Source organism: Nocardioides convexus (genome assembly GCF_011090295.1).
Genome location: NZ_JAAMYA010000001.1, coordinates 1,051,160 through 1,073,787 on the forward strand (window position 1 = coordinate 1,051,160; position 22,628 = coordinate 1,073,787).

The 22,628-nt window shown below is 73.6% G+C and carries 20 protein-coding genes and 5 pseudogenes; 10 read left to right on the top strand and 15 right to left on the bottom strand.

Annotated features, from left to right (window positions below; translation table 11 throughout):
* Window positions 1–15: 15 nt before the first annotated feature.
* Window positions 16–411, bottom strand: coding sequence for an SRPBCC family protein (locus tag G5V59_RS07810; protein ID WP_278256085.1), 396 nt, complete (start codon window positions 409–411; stop codon window positions 16–18).
* 83 nt (window positions 412–494) lie between these two features.
* Between G5V59_RS07810 and G5V59_RS07815 the strand changes: the two are divergent.
* Window positions 495–995 (top strand): annotated as a pseudogene (locus tag G5V59_RS07815) (cryptochrome/photolyase family protein); the annotation flags it as partial.
* A gap of 816 nt (window positions 996–1,811) precedes the next feature.
* Here the strand turns inward: G5V59_RS07815 and G5V59_RS07820 are convergent.
* Both G5V59_RS07820 and rpsA read right to left on the bottom strand, forming a co-directional pair.
* On the bottom strand, window positions 1,812–2,813 hold the full coding sequence (locus G5V59_RS07820) for a DJ-1/PfpI family protein (protein ID WP_278256086.1): 1,002 nt from the start codon (window positions 2,811–2,813) through the stop codon (window positions 1,812–1,814).
* 407 nt (window positions 2,814–3,220) lie between these two features.
* Window positions 3,221–4,714 (bottom strand): annotated as a pseudogene (gene rpsA, locus G5V59_RS07825) (30S ribosomal protein S1).
* Window positions 4,715–4,863: 149 nt separating this feature from the next.
* Here rpsA and G5V59_RS07830 point away from each other — a divergent pair.
* Window positions 4,864–5,682 (top strand): class I SAM-dependent methyltransferase, encoded by an 819-nt coding sequence (locus G5V59_RS07830; protein WP_278256087.1) that lies wholly within the window; start codon window positions 4,864–4,866, stop codon window positions 5,680–5,682.
* A gap of 3 nt (window positions 5,683–5,685) precedes the next feature.
* On the opposite strand, the gene G5V59_RS07835 is transcribed toward G5V59_RS07830, so the two are convergent.
* Window positions 5,686–5,994, bottom strand: a complete 309-nt coding sequence (locus tag G5V59_RS07835; RefSeq protein ID WP_341351152.1) for an SRPBCC family protein — start codon at window positions 5,992–5,994, stop codon at window positions 5,686–5,688.
* A gap of 226 nt (window positions 5,995–6,220) precedes the next feature.
* Window positions 6,221–7,168: a porin PorA family protein gene (locus G5V59_RS07840; RefSeq protein ID WP_278256089.1), complete on the bottom strand. Its 948-nt coding sequence runs from the start codon at window positions 7,166–7,168 to the stop codon at window positions 6,221–6,223.
* Window positions 7,169–7,324: 156 nt separating this feature from the next.
* Here G5V59_RS07840 and G5V59_RS07845 point away from each other — a divergent pair, with 156 nt between their 5' ends.
* The 4 genes from G5V59_RS07845 to G5V59_RS07860 are packed head-to-tail and all read left to right on the top strand — an operon-like array spanning window position 7,325 to window position 11,078.
* Complete coding sequence (locus G5V59_RS07845; RefSeq protein WP_278256090.1) at window positions 7,325–7,597, top strand: hypothetical protein; 273 nt, start codon at window positions 7,325–7,327, stop codon at window positions 7,595–7,597.
* Entirely contained in the window at window positions 7,585–8,160 is a 576-nt protein-coding gene (locus tag G5V59_RS07850) for a hypothetical protein (protein ID WP_278256091.1), read from the top strand. The genes G5V59_RS07845 and G5V59_RS07850 overlap by 13 nt, the downstream gene beginning before the upstream one ends.
* Window positions 8,161–8,198: 38 nt before the next feature.
* A complete protein-coding gene (locus tag G5V59_RS07855) occupies window positions 8,199–8,672 on the top strand; it encodes a hypothetical protein (protein WP_278256092.1) in 474 nt (157 codons plus the stop codon).
* A 39-nt stretch (window positions 8,673–8,711) separates the two neighbouring features.
* Window positions 8,712–11,078, top strand: coding sequence for an acyltransferase (locus G5V59_RS07860; RefSeq protein ID WP_278256093.1), 2,367 nt, complete (start codon window positions 8,712–8,714; stop codon window positions 11,076–11,078).
* Here the strand turns inward: G5V59_RS07860 and G5V59_RS07865 are convergent.
* Window positions 10,979–11,758 carry a discoidin domain-containing protein gene (locus tag G5V59_RS07865; RefSeq protein ID WP_278256094.1) on the bottom strand — a complete coding sequence of 260 codons (780 nt, stop codon included), beginning with the start codon at window positions 11,756–11,758 and terminating at the stop codon, window positions 10,979–10,981. The genes G5V59_RS07860 and G5V59_RS07865 overlap by 100 nt on opposite strands.
* Complete coding sequence (locus G5V59_RS07870) at window positions 11,706–14,354, bottom strand: alpha-(1->3)-arabinofuranosyltransferase family protein (RefSeq protein ID WP_278256095.1); 2,649 nt, start codon at window positions 14,352–14,354, stop codon at window positions 11,706–11,708. The genes G5V59_RS07865 and G5V59_RS07870 overlap by 53 nt, the downstream gene beginning before the upstream one ends.
* 798 nt (window positions 14,355–15,152) lie before the next feature.
* On the opposite strand from G5V59_RS07870, the gene G5V59_RS07875 reads away from it, so the two are divergent.
* Entirely contained in the window at window positions 15,153–15,596 is a 444-nt protein-coding gene (locus tag G5V59_RS07875; protein WP_278259711.1) for a glycosyltransferase family 4 protein, read from the top strand.
* A 93-nt stretch (window positions 15,597–15,689) separates the two neighbouring features.
* Here the strand turns inward: G5V59_RS07875 and G5V59_RS07880 are convergent, their stop codons facing one another.
* The 4 genes from G5V59_RS07880 to G5V59_RS07895 form a co-directional block, all read right to left on the bottom strand.
* Entirely contained in the window at window positions 15,690–15,833 is a 144-nt protein-coding gene (locus G5V59_RS07880; RefSeq protein WP_278256096.1) for a hypothetical protein, read from the bottom strand.
* Window positions 15,834–15,862: 29 nt separating this feature from the next.
* Window positions 15,863–16,324, bottom strand: coding sequence for a hypothetical protein (locus tag G5V59_RS07885; protein WP_278256097.1), 462 nt, complete (start codon window positions 16,322–16,324; stop codon window positions 15,863–15,865).
* Window positions 16,224–16,628: a hypothetical protein gene (locus G5V59_RS07890; protein ID WP_278256098.1), complete on the bottom strand. Its 405-nt coding sequence runs from the start codon at window positions 16,626–16,628 to the stop codon at window positions 16,224–16,226. Before G5V59_RS07890 ends, G5V59_RS07885 begins: the two co-directional genes overlap by 101 nt.
* Before the next feature lie 68 nt (window positions 16,629–16,696).
* Window positions 16,697–17,917 carry a hypothetical protein gene (locus G5V59_RS07895; RefSeq protein WP_278256099.1) on the bottom strand — a complete coding sequence of 407 codons (1,221 nt, stop codon included), beginning with the start codon at window positions 17,915–17,917 and terminating at the stop codon, window positions 16,697–16,699.
* Here G5V59_RS07895 and G5V59_RS07900 point away from each other — a divergent pair.
* Window positions 17,886–18,896, top strand: a complete 1,011-nt coding sequence (locus G5V59_RS07900) for a hypothetical protein (RefSeq protein ID WP_278256100.1) — start codon at window positions 17,886–17,888, stop codon at window positions 18,894–18,896. The two genes, G5V59_RS07895 and G5V59_RS07900, sit on opposite strands and share 32 nt — an antisense overlap.
* Here the strand turns inward: G5V59_RS07900 and G5V59_RS07905 are convergent.
* The gene (locus G5V59_RS07905) at window positions 18,893–19,096 is read right to left on the bottom strand and encodes a hypothetical protein (RefSeq protein WP_278256101.1); all 204 of its coding nucleotides are present in this window, start codon (window positions 19,094–19,096) and stop codon (window positions 18,893–18,895) included. The two genes, G5V59_RS07900 and G5V59_RS07905, sit on opposite strands and share 4 nt — an antisense overlap.
* Window positions 19,097–19,557: 461 nt before the next feature.
* Between G5V59_RS07905 and G5V59_RS07910 the strand changes: the two genes are divergently transcribed.
* Together G5V59_RS07910 and G5V59_RS07915 are read left to right on the top strand one after the other, a co-directional pair.
* The gene (locus tag G5V59_RS07910; protein WP_278256102.1) at window positions 19,558–19,767 is read left to right on the top strand and encodes a hypothetical protein; all 210 of its coding nucleotides are present in this window, start codon (window positions 19,558–19,560) and stop codon (window positions 19,765–19,767) included.
* Between the two features lie 70 nt (window positions 19,768–19,837).
* Complete coding sequence (locus G5V59_RS07915) at window positions 19,838–20,806, top strand: hypothetical protein (RefSeq protein ID WP_278260283.1); 969 nt, start codon at window positions 19,838–19,840, stop codon at window positions 20,804–20,806.
* A gap of 199 nt (window positions 20,807–21,005) precedes the next feature.
* Here G5V59_RS07915 and G5V59_RS07920 read toward each other — a convergent pair.
* The 3 pseudogenes from G5V59_RS07920 to G5V59_RS36130 all read right to left on the bottom strand — a co-directional run.
* A pseudogene (locus G5V59_RS07920) lies at window positions 21,006–21,233 on the bottom strand (DNA polymerase); the annotation flags it as partial.
* A gap of 88 nt (window positions 21,234–21,321) precedes the next feature.
* A pseudogene (locus tag G5V59_RS07925) lies at window positions 21,322–21,432 on the bottom strand (DNA polymerase); the annotation flags it as partial.
* Between the two features lie 59 nt (window positions 21,433–21,491).
* A pseudogene (locus G5V59_RS36130) lies at window positions 21,492–22,625 on the bottom strand (DNA polymerase); the annotation flags it as partial.
* Window positions 22,626–22,628 lie beyond the last annotated feature (3 nt).

Below are 22,628 nucleotides of genomic sequence, written 5' to 3' on the forward strand. Positions count from 1 at the left end.
GTCCCCGGGCCCCGCTCAGCCCGCCACCAGACGCCGCAGCGCCAGCCGGGCCAGGGGCGCGTACGGCGCCGCGAGTGGTCCGGGCAACCGGATCCGCACCCACGCCGTGCACCCCACCGCGGCGGGGCCGGGGTCGACGCCGTGCTCCATGGTGACGCCGAGCGGGCCGAGCCCGACCCGCCAGGCCCACCGGTGCCCGGCGTCGTCGGCGGCGAGGATCCGGAAGGGCACCCGCAGTGGCGGCGGACCCAGCACCGTGCCCCGCACGCCCGGCACCAGGGGGTCGTCGGGGGTGCCCGTCGCGAGCCGCACCGTCCGGATCTGCGGCGCCCACAGCGGCCAGAGGGCCGGAAGGACGTAGCGCTGCCAGGCGTCCTCGACGGACGCGGGTCCGGTCGCGGTGACGAGCATGGCTCCCAGTGTGCAGCGGCTACCCTGAGCCGGATGACGCTGCGCTGGCTGTTCGCCGACCAGCCTGGGCCCGCACTTCACCCATGACCACCGCGGCCCGGTCCTGCTCATCGAGTCCCGGGCGGTGCTCGCCCGCCGTCGCTTCCACCGCGCCAAGGCGCACCTGGTGCTGTCCGCGCTGCGCCACCGCGCCCGCGAGCTCGGTGAGCGCGCGGTCCTCGTGCGGACCGAGGGCGGGTACGCCGACGTGGTCCGCCGGGTCGCCGCGGAGCACGACGGTGCGGTGGAGGTCGTGCACCCGACGTCGTACGCCGCGGTGGGGCTGGTGCGTCGCCTGGCCACCGAGCCTCGACGTCACCGTCCTCGACCCACGCGGCTTCGCCACCGCCCGGGCCGACTTCACCCGCTGGGCCGAGGGCCGCGGGCCGAAGCGGCTGCTGATGGAGGACTTCTACCGCCGCGCCCGGCAGGCGCACGGCGTGCTGCTCGCCGGCGACGGCGGGCCGGAGGGCGGACGCTGGAACTTCGACCACGACAACCGGCAGCCACCGCCGAAGGGTGCGGCCACGCTCGGCGTACCGGAGCCGTGGTGGGCGGAGGAGGACGACATCGACGAGGAGGTGCGCGCCGACCTCGACCGCTGGGAGCGCGACGGGCACGTCGCCTTCCTCGGCCGCGACGCCCCGCGCCGCTTCCCGGCCACCCGGCGTCAGGCGCTGGCCGCGCTCGACCACTTCGTCGCCGAGCGGCTGCCGCACTTCGGTGCCCACGAGGACGCCATCCTCGAGGGCGACCCCTGGATGGCGCACTCGCTCGTCTCCGCACCGCTCAACCTCGGCCTGCTCGAGCCGCTGGAGGTGGTCGGGCGCGCGGAGGAGGCCTACCGCGCCGGTGCGGTGCCGATCGCCTCGGCGGAGGGCTTCGTCCGGCAGGTGATCGGCTGGCGTGACTACGTGTGGCACCTCTACTGGCACCAGGGCGAGGCCTACCGCCGGCGCAACGAGTCTCGGCGCGGGCGAGCGGCTGCCGAAGTGGTTCGCCGGCCTCGACGCCGGCGCCACCGACGCGCGCTGCCTGAGCCACGCACTGGACGGCGTGGCCGAGCACGGCTGGGTGCACCACATCCCGCGGCTGATGGTGCTCGGGTCGTACGCCATGCAGCGCGGCTGGTCCCCCACCCAGGTCACCGACTGGTTCCACCGGGCCTTCGTCGACGGCTACGACTGGGTGATGGTGCCGAACGTGGTCGGGATGTCCCAGCACGCCGACGGCGGAGCGATGGCGACCAAGCCCTACACCTCGGGCGGCGCCTACATCGACCGGATGAGCGACCACTGCGGTGGCTGCCGGTTCGACCCGAAGGTCCGCGTCGGCGACGACGCGTGCCCGTTCACCGCGGGCTACTGGTGGTTCCTGGATCGCCACCGCGAGCGCTTCGCCGCCAACCAGCGGATGGCGCGCGCGGTGCAGGGCCTGGACCGGCTGCGCGACCTGGGAGCGCTGGTCGAGCAGGAGGAGCAGCGCGGCAACCACGCGCCCCGCGCTCGCTGAGCGTGCTCAGCAGGCGAACTGGCGGCGGTAGGCTCTGCGGGCTCACCCCGCGCACCCGGACGAAGTGGTGGCGCAGGGTCGCGGCGTTGCCGAAGCCGACCTCGCCGGCGATCCGCTCGACCGGGTGGTCGGTGCGCTCGAGCAGGCTCCTCGGCGGCGGCGACCCGCTGCCGGGTGATCCAGGTGTGCGGGGTCGTGCCGGTCTCATCGCGGAAGCGCCGGGCGAAGGTGCGCGGGGACATCAGCGCACGCTGGGCGAGCGCCTCCACCCCGTGGTCCTCGGCGAGGTTCTCCACGACCCACCTGAGCAGCGGGGCAAGGGTGTCGGCGTCGCAGTCGGGGACGGCACGGGCGATGAACTGCGCCTGCCCCCCGTCGCGGTACGGCGGCACCACGGCCCGCCGGGCCACGATGTTGGCGATCGCGGCGCCGTGCTCCTGGCGCCAGATGTGCAGCGCGGCATCCATCCCGGCGGCGCTGCCGGCGCTGGTGACGACCTGACCGGCGTCGACGTACAGCACCTCGGGGACGACCTTGGCCGCGGGGAACATCCGCTGCATCCGCTCGGTGTGCATCCAGTGCGTGGTGCACTCGCGGCCGTCGAGCAGTCCGGCCTGACCGAGGATGAAGGAGCCGCTGCAGACCGACATGAGCCGGGCGCCGCGGTCGTACGCCGCACGGATCGCCTCGATGACGGCCGGCGAGGCGTCGACCTCCTTGATCGCCGGGACGCCGATCAGGTCGGCCTGAGCGAGCCGGTCCAGCCCGTGCTCGGCCTGGATCGTGAAGCCCATCGAGGAGCGGATCGGACGGTCGTCCTCCGCGCACACCGCGAAGTCGATCGCGGGCACCCCGTCATCGGTGCGGTCGAGGCCGAAGGCCTCGCAGAGGATGCCGAGTCTCGAAGGGCGCGACGCCGTCGAAGGCGAGGACGGCGACATTGGTCAGGCTCACCCGGACAGCGTCTCACCCGGGTGGCAGTAAATCAACGCAATGCGGCTTTTCTGCCACTGGTGGCAGGATCGCGCCAAGAGCAGAATTTCTGCCATGACCACCGTACTCCTGATGCTCCTGCTGATCGCGGTCCTCGGCACGCTCGTCGCCTGGGCCCGCCACGACGGCCTCTCGGCTCGGCGCCGGGCCGCCTGGTTCGACTGAGCCCTCCGCGTCCGACGTCCCGAGAGCCCTGAGACGCCCCGAGAAATGCCCGAAGGCCCCGACCGTCCGGTCGGGGCCTTCGTGCTGTGCTGCTGGCTGATCAGGTGATCAGTTGCCGCCGGTGAGCCTTCTCGCGGAGCGCCTGCAGCGCCTCGTCGGAAGCGAGCGAGCCGCCGCCGGTGGTGTCCTCGGCCGGAGCGGAGGAGTACGAGTTGGCCTCGCCGGCCTCGATCTCGGCCTGCTTGGCCTCGGCCTGCTGCTTGACGTGCGCCTCCCAGCGGGCGTGCGCCTTGGCGTACTGGTCCTCCCAGACCGCGCGCTGCTCGTCGAAGCCCTCGAGCCACTCGCCGGTCTCCGGGTCGAAGCCCTCGGGGTAGACGTAGTTGCCCTGCTCGTCGTACGTCGCCGGCATGCCGTAGAGCGTGGGGTCGAACTCCTCCACGTCCACCGCGGCGGTGGTCTCGTTGGCCTGCTTGAGCGACAGCGAGATCCGGCGACGCTCGAGGTCGATGTCGATGATCTTGACCATGACGTCGTCGTTGACCTGGACGACCTGCTCGGGGATCTCCACGTGGCGCTCGGCCAGGCTCGGAGATGTGGACCAGGCCCTCGATGCCCTCCTCGACCCGCACGAACGAGCCGAACGGGACGAGCCTTGGTGACCTTGCCGGGCACGATCTGACCGATCTGGTGGGTCCGCGCGAAGTGCTGCCACGGGTCCTCCTGGGTCGCCTTCAGCGACAGGGAGACGCGCTCGCGGTCCATGTCCACGTCGAGGACCTCGACGGTGACCTCGTCACCGACGGTGACGACCTCGGACGGGTGGTCGATGTGCTTCCAGGACAGACTCCGAGACGTGGACGAGACCGTCGACGCCGCCGAGGTCCACGAACGCACCGAAGTTGACGATCGAGGACACGACACCCTTGCGGATCTGGCCCTTCTGGAGCCTGGGTGAGGAAGCCGTGGCGCACCTCGGACTGGGTCTGCTCGAGCCAGGCGCGGCGGGACAGGACCACGTTGTTGCGGTTCTTGTCGAGTCTCGATGATCTTCGCCTCGAGCGTCTGGCCGACGTAGGGCTGCAGGTCGCGGACCCGGCGCATCTCGACCAGCGACGCGGGGAGGAAGCCGCGGAGGCCGATGTCGATGATGAGGCCGCCCTTGACGACCTCGATGACGGTGCCCTCGACGACGCCGTCGGCCTCCTTGATCTCCTCGATCGTGCCCCAGGCGCGCTCGTACTGCGCGCGCTTCTTGGACAGGATCAGGCGACCCTCCTTGTCCTCCTTCTGGAGGACCAGGGCCTCGACCTTGTCGCCCACCTGGACGACCTCGGACGGGTCGACGTCGTGCTTGATCGACAGACTCGCGCGAGGGGATGACGCCCTCAGTCTTGTAGCCGATGTCGAGCAGGACCTCGTCACGGTCCACCTTGACGATGGTGCCGTCGACGATGTCGCCGTCGTTGAAGTACTTGATGGTCTGGTCGATAGCGGCCAGGAAGTCCGCCTCGGAGCCGATGTCGTTGATCGCGACCTGGGGCGCGTTGTCGTCGTAGTGGCTCGAGAGCGGGGTCGAGAGGGTGCTGGTCATAGAGAAGGACAGTCCTTGGATGGGCAGATGTAGAGGGTCCGCGCCGCCCCGGATGGGCGCACGGGTCAGCGACCTGTCAGGACGCAGACATGCCAGGGTACCTGTCCCGGTGCTCGCGGGTCCAACTCACGGCACTACGCTCGGGGACCGTGCAGGAATGGCCGCAGCGCCCGGTCACGGCCCATCGCCGTGACGCCGACGAGACGGAGTCCCGCGGCGCCAACGGCGCCGACTGGGACCGGTACGCCGACGAGTACCAGGCCACGCACGGGGAGTTCCTCGGCGACGTCGGCTTCCTGTGGGGTCCCGAGGGGCTGACCGAGGCCTCCGCCGGGATCCTCGGCCCGCTCGCCGGCCGCGACGTGCTCGAGGTCGGCTCCGGCGCCGGGCAGTGCTCGCGCTGGATCCGCAGCCAGGGCGGGCGCTCCTTCGGGCTCGACCTGTCCCACCGTCGCCTGCAGCACTCGCGCCGGATCGACGAGATGACCGGGGTCGTCGTGCCGAGCGTCCGGGGCACGGCCACCCACCTGCCCTTCGCCGACGACTCCTTCGACGTCGTCTTCTCCTCCTTCGGCGCGCTGCAGTTCGTCGCCGACATCGAGCGGGCCGTCGCCGAGACCGCGCGCGTGCTGCGCCCCGGCGGCCGGTTCGCCTTCTCCATCACCCACCCCACCCGGTGGATGTTCCCCGACGACCCCACCGAGGACGGCCTCACCGCCACCCAGTCCTACTGGGACCGCACGCCCTACGTCGAGGTGGACGACGAGACCGGCAGGACGGCGTACGTGGAGCACCACCGCACCCTGGGCGACTGGGTCGCCCTGCTCGCCGGCCACGACTTCCGGATCACCACCCTGCTGGAGCCGCAGTGGCCGGCCGACCACGAGCGGCTGTGGGGCGGCTGGTCCCGGGTGCGTGGCGTGCTGACCCCCGGCACGGCCATCTTCGGCGCCGACCTGGCCGGCTGATCCTCAGGTCTCGAGCGTCGTGCGGAGCCAGGTGTTGCGCTGCTCGACCAGCCGCTCGAGGTAGCGCGCCAGCACGGCGGCGTCGACGACGCGACCCAGCGGGCCCAGCGGCGAGCGGAACGAGACCTCGTCGGTCATCAGCGTGCCGCCCGCCGCGAGCGGCTCGAAGAGGTGCTCGTGGTGCCAGTGGCCGAACGGGCCGCGGACCTGCTCGTCGACGAAGCGGTGCGGGGCGTCGTACGCCGTGATGGCGACGGTCATCCGGAACGGGACGCCGAAGTGGGTCGCCCGCCAGGTCACCGTCTCCCCCAGGCTCCATCCGTCCCGACGTCCGGCCGGCGACGGCCCGCTCGCGGGAGTGGTCCAGCGACGCCGTGTGCGCCTCGACGGTCAACGACAGCGCGAAGCAGTCCGCCGGCGGGGCGGCGATGCGGGTGCGGAGCCTGGAACCGGGGCACGGACCGATCGTAGGACCGAGAGAAGAAGCCGGCCCCGCGAGGATCTCGCGGGGCCGGGGTCTCGTGTCGAGCGGGTGCGCTCAGGCGCTGACCAGCGGGCGGTCGGCGTCGTCGCGCTTGCGGGCGCCGCCACCGAGGCGGGCCAGCAGGAGGCCGGCCGCGACCAGGACGACGCCACCGATGAGGCCGACCAGCGGGACGACGGTGGTGATCAGCGTCAGGTTCCGGCCGTTGCTCTCGGCCTCGTCGACGTTGGTCTTGACCTGGTCGTCGGTGAAGCCGATCTTGAGGTCGAGCACCTGGGTGCCGTCGTCGAGCCAGCGCTGCTGCTGCTCGGTCTGGTTGATGATCGAGCCGGTGGCCGGGTCGACGTAGATCTCCTTGGTGTCGCTGTAGGTGCCGGGGGTGTCCTCGGCGACCTCGATCGGGGCCTTGGAGACCTCGACCTTGAACACGTAGGTCTCGTGGCCGCGCAGGCTTCTCGACGCGGTCGAACTTCGCGTCCAGGCCCTGGCCGACGGTGTCGTCCCAGTAGGTGTAGTCCTTCTTCTTCGTGTCGAAGGGGAACTTGTTGACGATGCCCTTGGTCGTGGTGCCACCGGCCGTGGCGACGCCCTTCGGCAGCCTTGCTCGCCGGCAGTCCCTCGGCGGAGACCCGGTCGGTGCCGAAGACCGACGAGCTCGCGGTGACCAGACTCGTCCTCGGGCACGATGACCTTGTTGGGGTCGTCCTTGGCGAAGCAGTCGCCGCCGGCGCCGAACGCCACGCAGGAGTTCTGGCTCCACACGGCGGTGTCGTCGGTGGACGCCTCGGAGTCCACGCGGGTGATGTTCTGGGCGTAGATCGGCTTGGAGACCATCTCACCCGAGGTGTCGATCTTCGCCGCCTCGCCGGTCAGCCGGGTCGTCGTGTTGACGTCGAGCGGGGTCTTCTTGACGGCCCCCGGGGCCCAGACCATTGCGAGAATGCCGGCGATCAGCAGGAATGCTCCGATTCCCACCAGTGCCGGCGCAAGAGCCTTGCGCATAGCGGTTTTCCCCTCCCAAGGAAACCGGCCACCCCTCCCTCAGCGTGACCTCGATCGCATTATGGCACGCGTCACACTTGTTCGCCGACTCTTCACCCACACGACGCCGAAGCCGCACGTGCCCGGCCGCGCCGCCCCGCGTGCGATAGTCCTGCCGTGCCGTCCCCGACCACCCCCGCAGCGCGACCCCGGCCTTACCTCGCCGTGGCGCTCGCGATGGTCGGGGCGCACCTCGCGTTCCGCGCCTGGGTGGTGCTCGGCGCGTGGTTCTACGTCGACGACTACCGGCTCGTCGACGAGGCGCGCGGGGGCTCGCTGGGCTCTCGTCTCCTGGAGCCGTACGACGCCCAGGCTCATGCCCTGGGGGCGGCTGCTCGCCTGGATCGGCGCCCGGCCGGAGTCGTTGAGCCTGGCCGTTGCTGGCGCTGATGTCGCTGCTCATGGCGAGCGTCGCCGCGCTGGCCTGTCTCTGGTTCCTGCTCACCCTCTTCGGCTGGCGCCGGCGCACGCTGGCCGTGCTCGCGCTGTACCTCACGACCGCGATGACCGTGCCGGCGTTCGTGTGGTGGGCCGCGGCGCTCAACCAGGCTCCCGCTGCAGGCGGTCTTCTTCGTGGCGGTCGCGGCGTGGGTGCGCTACCTGCGCGGCGAGGGCCGGCGATGGCTGGCGGTGGTCGCGCTGGCGCTCGCGTTCGGGCTGTGCTGCTACGTCAAGACGTTGCTGGTCCTCCCGACGCTGGCGTTCGTGGCGGTGGGCTGTTTCGCGACCGGCGGACCGGTGCGCCGGGTCGTCACGATCGTCCGCCGGCACTGGCCGGTCGTCGTGGTCGCGACAGCGGCCGCGGGCGGTTACCTCGCGGTCTACCTCGCCCACGTCCCGCAGATCTCCGACACCGCCGCGCCCGAGCAGGCGGGCCCGCTGGCCCGGGAGATGGTGGGGTCCTCCTTCGCCTCCGCGCTTCTGGGCGGCCCGTGGCGCTGGGGCCAGCCTGATCGCGCCGCTCGGCCAGGCCGACCCGCCGCCGGCGCTGGTGGTGCTGTGCTGGATCGCGATCGCGCTGGCGGTCGGCTACCTCGCTCTGCGCCGCGAGCGCACCCTGCGGGCATGGCTCTTCCTGGCGTCGTACCTCGGCGCGGACTACGTCCTGCTGCTCACCACCCGTGCACAGGTGGTCGGCGCGATCAGCGGCACGGAGTACCGCTACCTCACCGACGCGATGTGCGCCGTGGTGCTCGCCCTGGGGCTGGCCACGATGGAGCCTGCGGGGCGCCGAGGAGCCGAGCCGCGAGCGGGCCGAGCCGCTGCTGAGGCGACGCCTCGGCGTGGCGCCGGTCGGGCTGGCGCTGCTCGTGGTGTGCGCAGGCGGCGTGTGGAGCACCGTGACGTACGCCCGGAGCCTGGCACGAGGACAACCCGGGCAAGTCGTTCTTCAGCACCGCTCGCGCGGACCTGGAGGGCAAGGGCCGGGTGGACCTGGCCAACCAGTTCCTGCCGACCCGGGTGACCGGGTCGGTGGACGCGACCTACGGCAGGCTCGGCCTACGTGCTCCCGCTGCTGAGCCCGGCGGCGCGCTTCCCCGACGTCAGCGACGACCTGCACGTCCTCGCCGGCGACGGCTCGGTGGTGCCGGCCCGGGTCGCGCCGGCCACCCTCACCGCCCCCGGTCCGGTGCCGGGCTGCGGGTGGTCGCTGCGCACGCCCCAGCGCCTTCCCCTGGAGACCCCGCTGTTCGAGCGGGACTGGTGGCTGCGTGTCGACTACCTCGCCGCCGACGACTCGGGGTTGAGCATCACGGCCGGCGACACGACACGGCTGGCGAACCTGCGCCGCGGGCTCAACCGGCTCTACGTCAAGGTGGACGGAGCGTTCGACGCCGTCGAGACTCGGCGACACCGACGACGGGGTGGCGGTGTGCGTCGACCGGGTGGTCGTCGGAACGGTCGAGCCGGAGGAGGGACCATGAGCCAGGCCAGCAAGGTCCAGGTCGCGCCACGCTTCCCGGTGCTGGACGCGCTGCGCGCCGTCGGCGCGCTCGCGGTGCTGACCACCCACGTCGGCTTCTACGCCGGGCTCTACCAGGGGCACGGCACCTGGGGCCACTTCCTGGCCCGCCTCGACGTCGGCGTGGCGCTCTTCTTCGTGCTCTCCGGCTTCCTGCTCTCCCGGCCCTACCTCGCCCGCGCGGCCCTCGGGCTCCCCCACCCGGCCACCGGGCACTACCTGTGGAAGCGCTTCCTGCGCATCTTCCCGGTCTACGTCGTCGCGGTCGCCCTCGCGCTCGTCCTGCTCGACGAGAACGCCGGCCTCGGTGTGCGCGACTGGCTGGTGACCCTCGTGCTCGGCAACACCTTCGTGGACCGCTCCCTGCCTGCCGGGCTGAGCCAGATGTGGAGCCTGGGAGTCGAGGCGACCTTCTACCTCGTGCTTCCCCTGCTCATGCTCGCGGCGACGGGCCGCCGGGGCGCCGGCCTGCGTCCGCGCCGGGTCGTCGCCGTCCTGGTCGTGATGGCCGCGGTGGCCGTGTGGTGGCACGTCGACGGCGCCTGGGCCACCGACGACTGGAGCGAGGGCCCCTCGCTGCAGTGGCTGCCGGCCTACCTGGGCTGGTTCGCGGCGGGCATCGGGCTCGCCCTGGCCCACGTCGTGCAGCAGACCGACCGGCCCTCCCGGCTGGCCGCGCGGGTGCTCGCCCTCGGTCGCGAGCCCGGGGTCTGCTGGACCCTCGTGGCGGCACTGATGCTCGCCGCGACCACGCCGCTCGCCGGCCCGACCGCGCTGCTGCCGCCGACGCCCGCGGAGTCCCTGGTCAAGAACCTGCTGTACACCGGCGTGGGCGCACTCGTCGTGCTCACCGGCCTCTCCGCGGACCCCGGCTCGCGTTTCGGCCGGGTGCTCGGCAGCGCGCCCGCGCGACACCTGGGCCTCACGTCGTACAGCCTGTTCTGCCTGCACCTGCTGCTGCTCGACCTGGTCGCGCCCGCGCTGGGGTTCGAGTCTGTTCCGGGGGCACTTCTGGACGCTGTGGCTGGTCACCGTGGCGGCGTCCCTGGCGGCGGCCGAGGTGGCCTACCGGCTGGTCGAACGGCCCGCGATGCGGCTGAAGCGGATCTTCCCGCTGCGCGAGATCGAGGCCGCGACCGGCAGGGCCACCAGCGGCACCAGCGACAGGTAGCCCACCCAGGCGATCGAGCCCGCCCACTCCTGAGTCGTGCCCCACGGGCGCAGCGCGTAGGCCAGCCCGGCCACCAGCACCGGCGCGGCGAGCAGCCAGGGCAACGGCTCCTCCAGGCGGGCCACCCGTCGTCCGGCGAGGGTCGCCGCGACGACCGCGACGCCGATCGCCAGGCCGAGCGTGCCCGCGCTGAGCGCCGCCACCACCAGGGCGAGCGGTACGCCGAGCAGGGGCGAGAGCCGCCGGTCGGCGGCCGGCTCCGCGTCGCCGGTACGCCGCATCCGGACCAGCGCGCCCAGCAGCACCAGCACGAGCAGCAGGCCCGCGAGCAGACCGGCCCGGTACGCCGGGTCCGGCGCGAAGCGCACCTCGACCGGGTCACCGCCGGTGCTGACGAAGCCCTGCTGCCAGCCGTCGAGGACGACCGGGTCGAGCGTCGTACCGCCCTGCTCGGCGGCCCAGCCGCGGTTGGCGCTCTCGCGCAGGACGGCGGTGCCGCCACCGACGGCACCGGTCAGCGTGCGTCGTACGGAGCCGTGGTCGGTCAGCCCGGCCGTCCGTACGGCGGGCTCGCCCGGGTCGTCCGGCGCGGTGAGCACGACCGTGCCGGGAGCGAAGGCGTCCGACGACGTCGCGGTCACGTCGGTGCGCCCGCTGCCGGTACTCGACCGTCGCCGCGCCGCACACGGTCGCGGGCACCGCCTTGCCGGAGGCGAGGCGGTGTGGCGAGGCGGTGATCGCGGTCCGCAGCAGCCGCTCCCCCACACGCACGTCCGGCCCGGAACCACAGGGCAGGGTCAGCGGCGCGCTCGGCAGGGCCGTGGGCAGGAAGGGCACGCCGGTGAGGGTGATCTCCCCGATCCCGACCGGTACGACGCCGAAGGTCCCCCCACGGCGCAGGTCGGTCACGTCCTCCGCGCTCACCACCCCGACCTCGACCCGCTCGGCGCGCACCGGCGCGAAGGTGGCGCTGCCGTCCTCGTCCAGGCTCCACCCGGCGCTGCGTGCTGCTGCGGCCGTTCCAGAAGGTGAGCACCAGGTCGGTCGGCCGGCGCGCGGCGGTGGCCGGGACCAGGTCCAGGTCGATGCCGCGGACGTTGCGCACTCCCAGCCAGGACAGGCTGATCGAGGCGCGCTCGTCGTCGGCGCCGGCGAGCCAGGCCGTGGTGCCGTCCCCGTCGACGGCGGCGGTCGCGCCCGCGCGCGGGTCCGGCACGGCCGTCGAGGACACCTGCACCGAGGCGGCCTGGCCGCGCAGCAGCAGCGCGTCGAGCGCGGCACCCGGCCGGGGCACGGCGGTCACGGCGACGTCGTAGGTGCGCGTGCCGGCCAGGGCGAACGAGCGCCGCAGGGTCGTGCCGTCCTCACCGCTGCGCTGGGTGCGCGCGGCGCAGCGCGGGCTGCCAGCGACGACCACGCAGCCGGTGCGGCCGTCCTGGTCGGCTCGCAGCGCCACCACGTCCGGGGTCCCCCACGACGCGGGCAGCCGTGGCAGGTCGAGCACCCTGCGCACGTCCACCCCGGGCAGGTCGACGTCGGCGAGCGCCAGCACGGTGCCCGGCCCGGGATCGACGGCCTCGACGCGAACCCAGGGCGTCGTGCCGTCGGCGGCGACGGGGACCTGCCGGGTGCCGCCGGGGCTCAGGCTCCACGACCGCGGAGCGCCCGGCAGCGGTCACGACGCGGACCCGCTGGGTGCCAGCGTCGGCCGCGGCGGTCAGCCCGACCCGGGTCACCCGGGCAGCGTCGTCGAGCTCCATCCGCCACCAGGGCGCGGGATCCGTCGGGTCCGAAGCCCAGGCCGTGGCGGTGTCCCCGTCCACCGCGGCGTACGGCAGCCGGCCGCGGTCGCTGCCGCCCAGCGCGCCGGCGTCGGAGGCCGAGGACGAGGCGGACAGGGCCGCGGCGCCCTCGAGCCGCGCCGTCGTGGACCAGCGGTCGTCGGTGTCGCCACCGAGCGGGAAGTCGCGGACCGGCCCGGTGGTGCGTCGTACGTCGCCGGGGGTGATCGTCGCCGACGCGCCGTCGTGCATCCGGCTGAACTGCCGCTCCCGGGCCCGCAGCCCGTCGGTCAGCACCACCCGGCGCGGGCGGCCGGCGTCGTCGTCGGGGTCGGCGTCCGCGGCGAACCGGACCGGCGCCTGCCCCAGCACCCCGGCGTCGACCAGGTCGGCGAGGTCCTCGGGTCCGGCCGCGACCACGCTCGGGTCGCTCGTGGTGACGGCGTCCTCGGCGCCGGGCACGGTGAACACCTCCACGGCCGGGTACGACGCCTGGCGGCCGCCGTCGCGCACGGTGCGCCGGTCGCCGTCGCGCTCCCAGGCCTCGCCGCCGACGAGCGGCCCGAAGGTCGCGACCCGCTCCAGCCCGGGCGAGTCCTCGATCGCCTGGTGCACGAGCGCGGTGTCCGGCACGTCGTCGGTGGCGCGCAGGTCGTTGCGCACGACGAGCTTGCTCGACACCCGCCCGGCGCAGCGCCTCGGTGAGCCCGGCCGAGCCGTGCCCCTCGGCGAACCTCCGCTCCAGGCCCTCCAGCATCCGGATCTGCCCCGGCTCGGCGAGGATCCCCGCGTTGCGCACGCCCCAGCGCGAGCTCGCCAGCCACTGCATCGGCTCGTCCTGCGGATCTCCCCACAGGTACTCCGCGAACGCCGAGCCGGGCACCAGCAGCGCCGTCCCACCCCGGGAGCGCGCGGCGACGTCGTCCGCCGCCTGCTGCCAGTAGTCCGGCACGCCGAGCATCGCGCCCTGGGCCTCCGCACGGGCGGCGAGCGCGGGCGTGGCGGAGCCGAGGACGCCGAGCACCACGGCTCCGACGAGGATCCCGGCGTTGACCCGCTCGCGGTCGGCCCGGCGCCACGCGGCGACCGCGCGGTCCAGCACGAACGCCAGGCCCAGGACGAGCGGCACCCGTAGCACCGGGTCGAACTTGTGCACGTTGCGCAGCGGCGCGAAGGCCCCGTCGAGTCTGCGCGGCGATGTCGCCCGAGAACCAGCCGTGCACCGCGCCGTGGTGCCCCGCGGTGACCAGCAGGAGTCCGGAGAGCAGGCCGAGGACGAGGAACGTGCGGTGCGGCGTACGTCGGTCGAGGAGCCCGGCCAGCCCGACGACGACCACGACGGCGGTGTTGACGGCGAGCCAGGAGGTGCGGATCGACTCGTTGCCGGCCCGGGAGCCCTCGTCGACGTAGGGGACCCAGTGGGAGGTTCCGCGCAGCGCGTCGAAGAGCGTGGTCGGAAAGGTGGTCACCGCACTGGTCTCGGTGAAGTCGAGGAAGGGCGGGCTGTAGGCGCCCATCACCAGCAGCGGCACGATCCACCACAGCGTCGCCAGCGCCGCGAACACCGGCCACCACAGCAGCAGCGCGCGCCGGCGCGGGCCGGGCGTGCGGGTCAGGATCCACACCACCGCGAGCGGTACGACGGCGAAGGACGCCGCCGCGTTGACGCCGCCCACCATCGCGACCGCCAGCCCCGACAGTGCCGCCGCGCGGCGCGGGGACCCGCGCTCGGCTCCGATCACCAGCGGCAGCAGCACCCAGGGGGCGAGCGCGCTCGGCCAGACCTCGATCGAGATCGGGCCGAGCGAGGTGAGCATCCGCGGCGAGAGCGCGTAGGCGAAGCCGGCGACGAGGCAGGCCAGGTCGGAGCGGACACCGAGGGCGCGGGCCAGGCTTCGCCGTACCGGCCATCGCGACGCAGAGCACGAGCGACTGCCACAGCCGCTGCACCACCCAGCCGGGGATCCCGACGGTGTGCAGCAGCCAGAAGAACGGGCCCATCGGCCACAGGTAGCCGTGGGCCTGGTTCTGCACCTGACCGAACCCGCCCTCGGCGTCCCACACGTGCAGCGCACGGGTCAGCCAGTCGCCCGGCGCCGCGACCAGGTCGAACTTCGTGTCGGGGACGAGCAGGCCCGGGTCCTGGACCAGGGCCAGGCCGACGAGGAGCGCGCAGCAGGCGACGAGGCGGGAGCGCCGGACGGCGGGCAGCGCGAGGGACTCGGTGCTCACGCGCCCTCGGGGGCCGTGTTCTCGCGAAGTCCCAGCACGCGGCGACCCTACAGGTAGGATGTCCCGTTATGGAGGTTTGGGAGGACCTCCAGGGGAGGGACGTCGTCTGCCTCAGCCTGGCGCGATATGCGCAATCCTGAGGGTGGCGGTGCGGAGCCTTTACCTGGAGAAGGTCACAGCAGGACTGGTCGCTCGTGGAGCGCGGGTCACGGTGTTCACCGCTGCCTACGAGGGCGCGCCGGCGGACGAGGTCGTCGACGGTGTGCGCTACGTGCGCCGCGGCACCAAGGCTCACGGTCTACCTCGAGGGCATGCGCGCACTGCGGCGCGGCGATCTCGGCGACCCCGACGTGGTCGTCGACGTGCAGAACGGCCTGCCGTTCTTCACCCGGCTGGTCACCCGCAGGCCGGTGGTGGTGCTGGTGCACCACGTCCACCGCGAGCAGTGGCCGGTCGTCTACCCCGGTCTGACCGGGCGGGTCGGCTGGTGGATCGAGAGCCGGCTCGCGCCGTGGCTCTACCGCCGGTGCCGGTACGTCGCGGTCTCGGAGGCCACCCGTGCCGAGTCTCGCCGAGCCTGGGCGTCGACCCGGCCCGGGTCACGGTCGTGCACAACGGCACCGAGCCGGCACCGCTGACCGCGCCGGGCAAGGCCGCGGCGCCGACCGTCGCCGTGGTGGGCCGGCTGGTCCCCCACAAGCAGGTCGAGCACGCGATCGACGCCGTGCTCGCCGCTCGGCTGGTGCACCCGGAGCCTGACTCTGGAGGTCGTCGGCGACGGCTGGTGGCGCGAGGAGCCTGCACGCCTACGCCGCCGCGCGGGGTGCCGGCGACGCGGTCCGCTTCCTCGGCCACGTCGACGAGGAGACCAAGCACGAGGCCTACGAGCGAGCCTGGCTGCTGCTGCTGCCCTCGCTCAAGGAGGGCTGGGGTCTGGTCATCGGCGAGGCGGGCATGCACAGCACACCGGCCATCGCCTACCGCTCGGCCGGCGGGACCCGCGAGTCCATCGACGACGGGGTGTCCGGCGTGCTGGTCGACGACAAGGTCGGCTTCACCGCCGCGCTGATGGCGCTGCTCGGTGACGAGCGCCGGCGGCGCGAGACTCGGCAAGGAGGCACTGTCGATGAGCCTACGCCTACTCGTGGGACCGTGCCCAGTCCGCCTTCGCGGCGGTCATCGGCGCCGAGGCCGGCAGCCGGCGGTTCCGGCTGCTGCCGCAGCGCAGGGAGCGGGCCCTGACCCGCTGAGGTCCGACCCGCTGAGGTCCAGGACGCGAAGACGCCCCGGGAGCGATGCTCCCGGGGCGTCTCGTCGTTCCGCGTCGCGGACGGCTCAGTTGGAGCCGTAGCTGATGCCGACCTCGCTGACGCTGACCGGCGACTTGTCCGGCGTGGACGTCTGCTGGTGGACGACACCGACGATCGTCGCTGCGGCGACCGCCCCTCCGACGACGATGCTGACGATGGTTCCCATCATTCCCCTCCCTCAAGGTTGGGGACAGCCTATCAGCGCCGTCGCCTCCGCACCGCGTTCCGGACGAGACCGGCCGCGCCCGTGACCAGAACCGAGACGTACGCCGCCCAGGCGAGCCCCGTCGCGACCTCCGCGGCCCGGCCTGGAGTGTGCGTCGCGGGCGTGCCGTCGAGCGCGATGACGGTGAGGGCGCCGGCCTCCGCCACCGTCCGGCCGGCGATCCCGGGCACCCGCTCGGCGCCCGGGGCGTCGTGGTCCACGACCACCCCACCGATGCCCGCCGCACGCAGGTGCTCGGCCCGCTCCTGCGGTGTCGCCGCCTCCAGGGCCTCCGCGGCCGCGGCCACCCGCGGGTCCTCCCCCGCGATCGGCCGGCCGGACACGACGAGGACGTCACTGGCGACGTAGGGCCGGCCGAGGTAGCGCCCGAGCGGGTCGAAGACGGTGCGGTGGTGGTTCCACGAGGGCTGCCGGAAGGCGGTGAGCGGCAGCACCAGCAGGTCGCCGTCGAGGCCGGCACCGGCCAGCCTCGGCCCGGGCCCGGCTCCAGGAGTCGGGGTACGTCGCGGGGTCGAGCCGCCCACCGGCGCCCCACGCGGCGTCGGGGAGCAGCGCGACCGGCAGCAGCGCGGCGACCAGCAGGGCCGCGGCCGTCAGGGCCCGGGTGCGCGCGGCCAGGCTCCGCCACGCCGTACCCGGCCAGGACGGCGAGGAGCGGTGCGCAGAGGCCGAGCACCCGGCCGCCGTCGCGCACGACTCCCAGGCCGGGCACGGACTCGCCGAGCCAGCCGACCGCACCGGGTGCCACCCAGGTGACGGTCGCGACCAGCCAGCCGATCGCCCAGCACACGAGCAGGTCGCGCTGCTCACGCTCGCGCCACCACCGGCGTGCGCCGGCGGCGCACAGCACGGCCAGGACCACGAGGCAGACCCAGCCGAGCACCCCGGTGCGCGAGTCCGGCACCACCTCGGCGTTCCAGATGCCGCCGAGGGTGAGCGCCGCGAGCGGGCCGGGGACCGGGCCCTCGTCGTGCAGCGCGAAGGCGTGCGCGCCGGCCGGGTCGGTGGTCGCGGTCGAGGCGTGCGCGAGACCGGCCACCAGCCACGGCGCGTTGGCCGCGGCCAGCAGCAGGAGCAGCAGCCGGCGCCGGCCGCTCCCCCACGCCGAGGCGAGCAGCGCGGTCGCGGTGACCAGGCCGGCGGAGGCCGACAGGCTGGCCATCGGCAGCGCGAGCAGCAGCACAGCGGGCAGCCGGCCCTCGGCCCGCCAGCGTCGCCCGAGCAGCAGCACCCAGGGCAGCAGCGCGTAGCCGACCAGCACCGGCCAGTGCCCGATGAGCAGCCGCTCGACGACGAAGGCGTTCCACTCGAAGAGGCCGGCGGCGGCCACCCGAGCGACGGCCGGGCCGCGGACGAGCCGCGCGGCGCCGTACCCGGCGAGGGCGAGCAGGCCCAGCAGGACCACCTTCTGCAGCAGGATGCCGGGCAGCACCTCGTCCAGCACCGCGACCACCGCGTCGGACGGCACCGCGCGGGGCAGCCCGCTGCCGAGGCCGAGCACGTCGCGGTTGAGCGCGAGATCGGGCACCCACACCATGTCGTAGGCCAGGACCGGACCGCCGCCGAGCGCGGGACCGAGCATCGCCACGGCGAGCAGCACGCACCACAGCGCGATCCACCGCTCGCCGCGTGTGACCACCTGCACCCTGCTCTCTCCTCCGCCGTGCCGGAGTCTCATCATTGCGTCCTGCCCACATAGGCTCGGGGACGTGGTGCCCACGAATCCCGAATCCCGGACCCTCACCGCGTCCGACTCCCCCGGCCGCAGCACGAGCCGGGTGCTCGACCTCCTGCGCAGCACCGCAGGCATCGCCATCGCGATGGCCGTCACGAACGTCGGCACCTACGCCTTCCAGATGGTCGCCGCGCGGCTCCTCGGCCCCAGCCAGTACGGCGAGGTCGCCAGCCTGATGGCCCTGCTCATGGTGCTCACCGTGGTCCAGGCTCGGGCTGCAGGCCACCGCCGCGCGCCGGATCTCCGCCGAGCCCGACGACGTGGCCGCGATCGAGGAGACGGTGCTGCGCACCACGTGGGGCAGCGCACTGATCCTCGGCGCGATCACCCTGGCCGCCACCCCCGCCGTGTGGCACCTGCTGCGCCTCGACGGGCCGCTGCCCGCGATCCTGCTGGCGCTGTGCGTGGTGCCCACCACGATCATGGGCGGCCAGGCGGGCGTCCTGCAGGGCGAGCGCCGGTGGCTGCCGCTGAGCCTGGTGTACCTCGCGGTCGGCGTCCCGCGCGTGGTGCTGGGCGGCGCCTTCCTGCTGGTGTGGGACACCGAGACCAGCGCCATGATCGGCGTGCTGATCGCCTCCTGCCTGCCGGTCGCCATCGGCCACTGGGCGCTGCGCCAGCGCACCGACGGCCCCGGTACGTCGCACGACCACCACGTGCGCCGCGACGTCGTCCGCGAGACCGCCGGCAGGCTCGGTCGCCCTGCTCGCCTTCCTCGCGCTCTCCAACCTCGACGTCGTGGTGGCCCGCAGCGTCCTCGACGAGCACGACGCCGGGCTCTACGCCGGCGGCCTGATCGTCACCAAGGCGGTGCTCTTCCTGCCGCAGTTCGCCGTGGTCATCCTCTTCCCGTCGATGTCCACCGCCGGCGAGAGCCGGGCGGCCGTCCTCAAGGGGCTGGGCTTCCTGGCCGGCCTGGGTGCGGCGTGCGTGGCGGCGACGTACCTGCTCTCGGGGCTGGCGCTCACCTTCATCGGCGGCAAGGACTACGCCGCCGTCCAGGACCAGGCTCTGGCTCTTCGCCGTCCTCGGTGGCCTGCTCTCGGTCCTCCAGGCTGCTGGTCTACGCCGGTCTCGCCAAACGCGGTCGCGCCACGAAGTACCTCATCGCGGCCGGCGTCCTGGTGCTCGTCCTCGTCGGCGCGCAGGCCGAGACGGTGCGCGGGCTCGCCCTGACGGTCGCGGCTGTCGACGCCTTCGTCGTGGCGCTGCTGATCGCGCTGCAGATGTTCCGGCACAAGCGGGAGTCCCAGCCGCAGTCGGCCTCCTAGCCGTCGGCGGCCGGCCGGTCCAGCCAGTCCGCCAGCGCGCCGGTCACCGCCGGGGCCGCCTCGACCGGGCTGAGGTGTCCGACCTCCTCGAGCAGGACGACGGGCGGACTGCCGGGCAGCAGGTCGCGCAGCCGCGTCGCCTGCTCGACCGGGATCCAGGGATCCGCCGCGCCCCAGCCGATGCGCACACCGCAGCGCACCTGCGGCAGTCGTTCGGCGACCGGTCGCGTGTGCTCGGGCCGGAGCGCGGCGATCTGGCGGTAGAACGCCGGCTGCCCCGGGTCCCCCAGCCACGGCCGGACCAGGCGCTCGGCCCAGTCGGGCGGGAGCGGGCGGTGGGCCGCTCCGGCGACGTACTCCGCGACGAGGGCCCGGTGCAGCGCGGGCGGGAGCCTGGGCGAAAACGTCGTCGTGCTCGGCCACCAGGCGGAAGAACGGCGATCCCCACGGCTCGAGGGTCACCACGTCCCAGAGGAACAGTGCGTCGTACTCCCGCTCGTGCAGGAGGTGGGCGCCCAGGGCCACGGCTCCGCCGATGTCGTGGGCGACCACACGCGGCCGGTCGAGGCCCCAGTGCTCCAGCAGCCGCGCCAGCCGGGTCATCTGGGAGGCGAGGTCGATCGGCACCTCCGGCCCCACCGGCGAGGCGCCGTAGCCGGGCATGTCCCACAGGAACACCCGGTGGCCGGTGCTGAGCGAGCGGGCGGCTCCGGCCCACACCTGGGCCGACCACGGCGTGCCGTGGCAGAGCACCACGTCGCCGCGCGGCCGCGCCGGAGCCAGGACGTACGTCGCGATCTCCACCCCGTCGACGTCGACGCGGACCGGTTCCGGCAGCAGCGACTCCTGTGTGCTCACGCCACGACGCTAGAGCCCGGCGCCGACGACGGAGCCTCCCCGGCCTGTTGACATCGCTCGGTCACCGGCCGCTACCGTGCCGCATGGATCTCGGCACGGACACCCACGCCGCGGCGCTGCGCGCGCTCACGCGGTTCTCCACCGGCTCGGCGGTGTGGCTGGGCCTGGTGGGACTCGTCGGGCTCGGGTACGTCGCCACGCTGGGCACCAGCAGGGACGACGACGTGCGCCTGGTCGGTCTCGGCGTCGGGTCGGCCTTCGTGCTCCTCGCGGTGGTCCTCCTCGTCGCGCTGATCCGGGCCGGGCGCCGCGACCTGCGGGCCGCGCCACTCGTGGCCGGCGACCGTCCGGAGCGGGCGAGCGGGGGGCCGGCGATGTTCTACGAGGGCTCGGTCTCCCTGCCGAGCGTGCTGCTCGCGATCGCGGCGGTGGTGTTCGGCATCGTGTTCGTCCCCCGGGCCGCCGACGGAGCGGCATGGGGCTGGATCACCCCGGTCCTCATGGGGGTGGTCGCCCTCGCCTGCGGGCTGTTCGTCCGCTGGCGCGGCAACGAGTACGTCGGCATCCATCCCGACGGGATCCGGATGGTCCGCCGGGGCAGGCTCACGACCGCGCCCTGGCACCGGGTGCTGCACTTCGAGAGCGGGCAGGTCGGGATCGCGGGCGGCCCCGACCGGGCCGGGGTGAGCGGCGAGATGGAGGCGCGGATCCGGGAGCCTGGCCGTGGCGGCCGGGCTCGCCACCTTCGAGGAGCGGCTCCGCGCCGGCGAGTCGATCGACCTGGGTGCGGTCGTCCTCGAGCCGTCCGCCCTGGTGGTCGAGGGGGTGCCCCTGCCGTGGGACGAGATCGACACGGTCACCTCCGAGCACGACTCGGAGAACGGCTGGACGCACGTGGTCGTGCACGGCCGGCAACGCCGGCAGCGCGCCAAGGCGAAGGAGTCCGGCATCGCGAACTTCCCCGTCTTCGAGGCGGCACTGAGCACCTACACCGGCCTGCGGTTCCTCGATCCCCGCTGACCCGCGCGGCCCTCGGCCGGGCTCGTGCCTAGTGCGCGGCCTCGTGCCAGGCTCCGGCCCGTCCCGACCGAGACGTCCAGCGGGACGGTGAGGTCGGCGGCGCCGGCCATCTGCTCGCGCACCAGGGCGTCCAGCGCCTCGGTCTCGCCCTCGGCGACCTCGAACACGAGACTCGTCGTGGACCTGGAGCAGCATCCGCGAGCGCAGGCCGGAGTCCTCCAGCGCCGACTGCGTGCGCAGCATGGCGACCTTGATCATGTCCGCGGCCGAGCCCTGGATCGGCGCGTTGAGCGCCATCCGCTCCGCGGCCTCGCGGCGCATCCGGTTGTCGCTGGTCAGGTCGGGCAGGTAGCGGCGCCGGCCCATGATGGTCTCGGTGAAGCCGGTGCTGCGGGCCTCGTCGACGATGCCGGTGAGGTAGTCGCGGATGCCGCCGAAGGTCTCGAAGTACTCCGCCATCAGACCGCTCGCCTCGCCCGGCTCGATGCCGAGTCTGCTGGGAGAGGCCGAAGGCGGACAGTCCGTAGGCCAGGCCGTAGTTCATCGCCTTGATCTTGGCCCGCATCTCCGGGGTGACGTCCTCGGGCGCGACGTCGAAGACCCGCGAGGCGGTCTCGGCGTGGAAGTCCCGCCCGGTGCGGAAGGCCTCGATGAGCAGGCTTCGTCCTCGGACAGGTGCGCCATGATCCGCATCTCGATCTGGCTGTAGTCCGCGGTCATCAGGGAGGCATAGCCGGGACCGACCACGAAGGCCTCGCGGATCCGGCGGCCCTCCTCGGTGCGGACGGGGATGTTCTGCAGGTTCGGCTCGGTCGAGGACAAACGCCCGGTGGCCGCGATCGTCTGGTGGAAGGTGGTGTGGATCCGCCCGTCCGGCTGCACCGTCTTGAGCAGCCCCTCGATGGTCTGCCGCAGCCGGATCACCTCGCGGTGGCGCAGCAGGTGGGCCAGGAACGGGTGGTCGGTGGTCGCGTAGAGCCTTCTGCAGGGCGTCGGCGTCGGTGGTGTAGCCGGTCTTGGTGCGCTTGGTCTTCGGCATGGCCAGGCTCCTCGAAGAGCACGACCTGGAGCCTGCTTGGGCGAACCGAGGTTGATCTCCTTGCCGATCACGGCGTAGGCCTCCTCGGCCTCCTTGCGCACCTCCTCCCCGAAGTGCGCCTCCAGGCTCTCGAGGTGCTCGGTGTCGACGGCGATGCCGGTCTGCTCCATGTGCGCGAGCACCGACACCAAGGGCATCTCCACCTCGGTGAGCAGCCGGTGCCCACCGGCTCGCTCGACCTCGTCGGCCAGGCTCCACGGAGAGGTCCAGCGCCGCGCGGGCCTGGACCATCGCGCTGCGCGCGATCCCCGCGCTCGCCTGGTCCTCGTCGAAGAGCATGCCCTGGTCGTCGTCCTCGGCCTGGGCGAGTCTCGCGGTGCAGGTAGCGCAGGCTGAGGTCGGCCAGGTCGTAGGAGCGCTGGTCCGGCGCGACGAGGTAGGCCGCCAGGGCGGAGTCCTCCCGGACTCCGGCCAGCGGCCAGCCCTGGGCCGCGAGCGCCAGCACGGGACCCTTCGCGTCGTGCAGCACCTTGGGCTTGGCGGTGTCGCCCAGCCAGGCCGCCAGCGCGGTGTCGTCGGCGGGGCTCATCGCCTCCACGTCGACGTACGCCGCCCGGCCGTCCGCGTGCGCCAGGCCGATCCCGGTGACGCGGCCGGTGCCGCTGCCCCAGGTGCCGCGCACGCTGACCCCGATCGGGTCGGTGCCGACCGCGTCCAGCCAGTCCGCGACGGCGTCGGGGGCGAGCGTCGCGCCGTCCAGGCTCCACCCCCGGCTCGACGGCGACGTCCTCGTCGGGCGCCACGACGTCCATGAT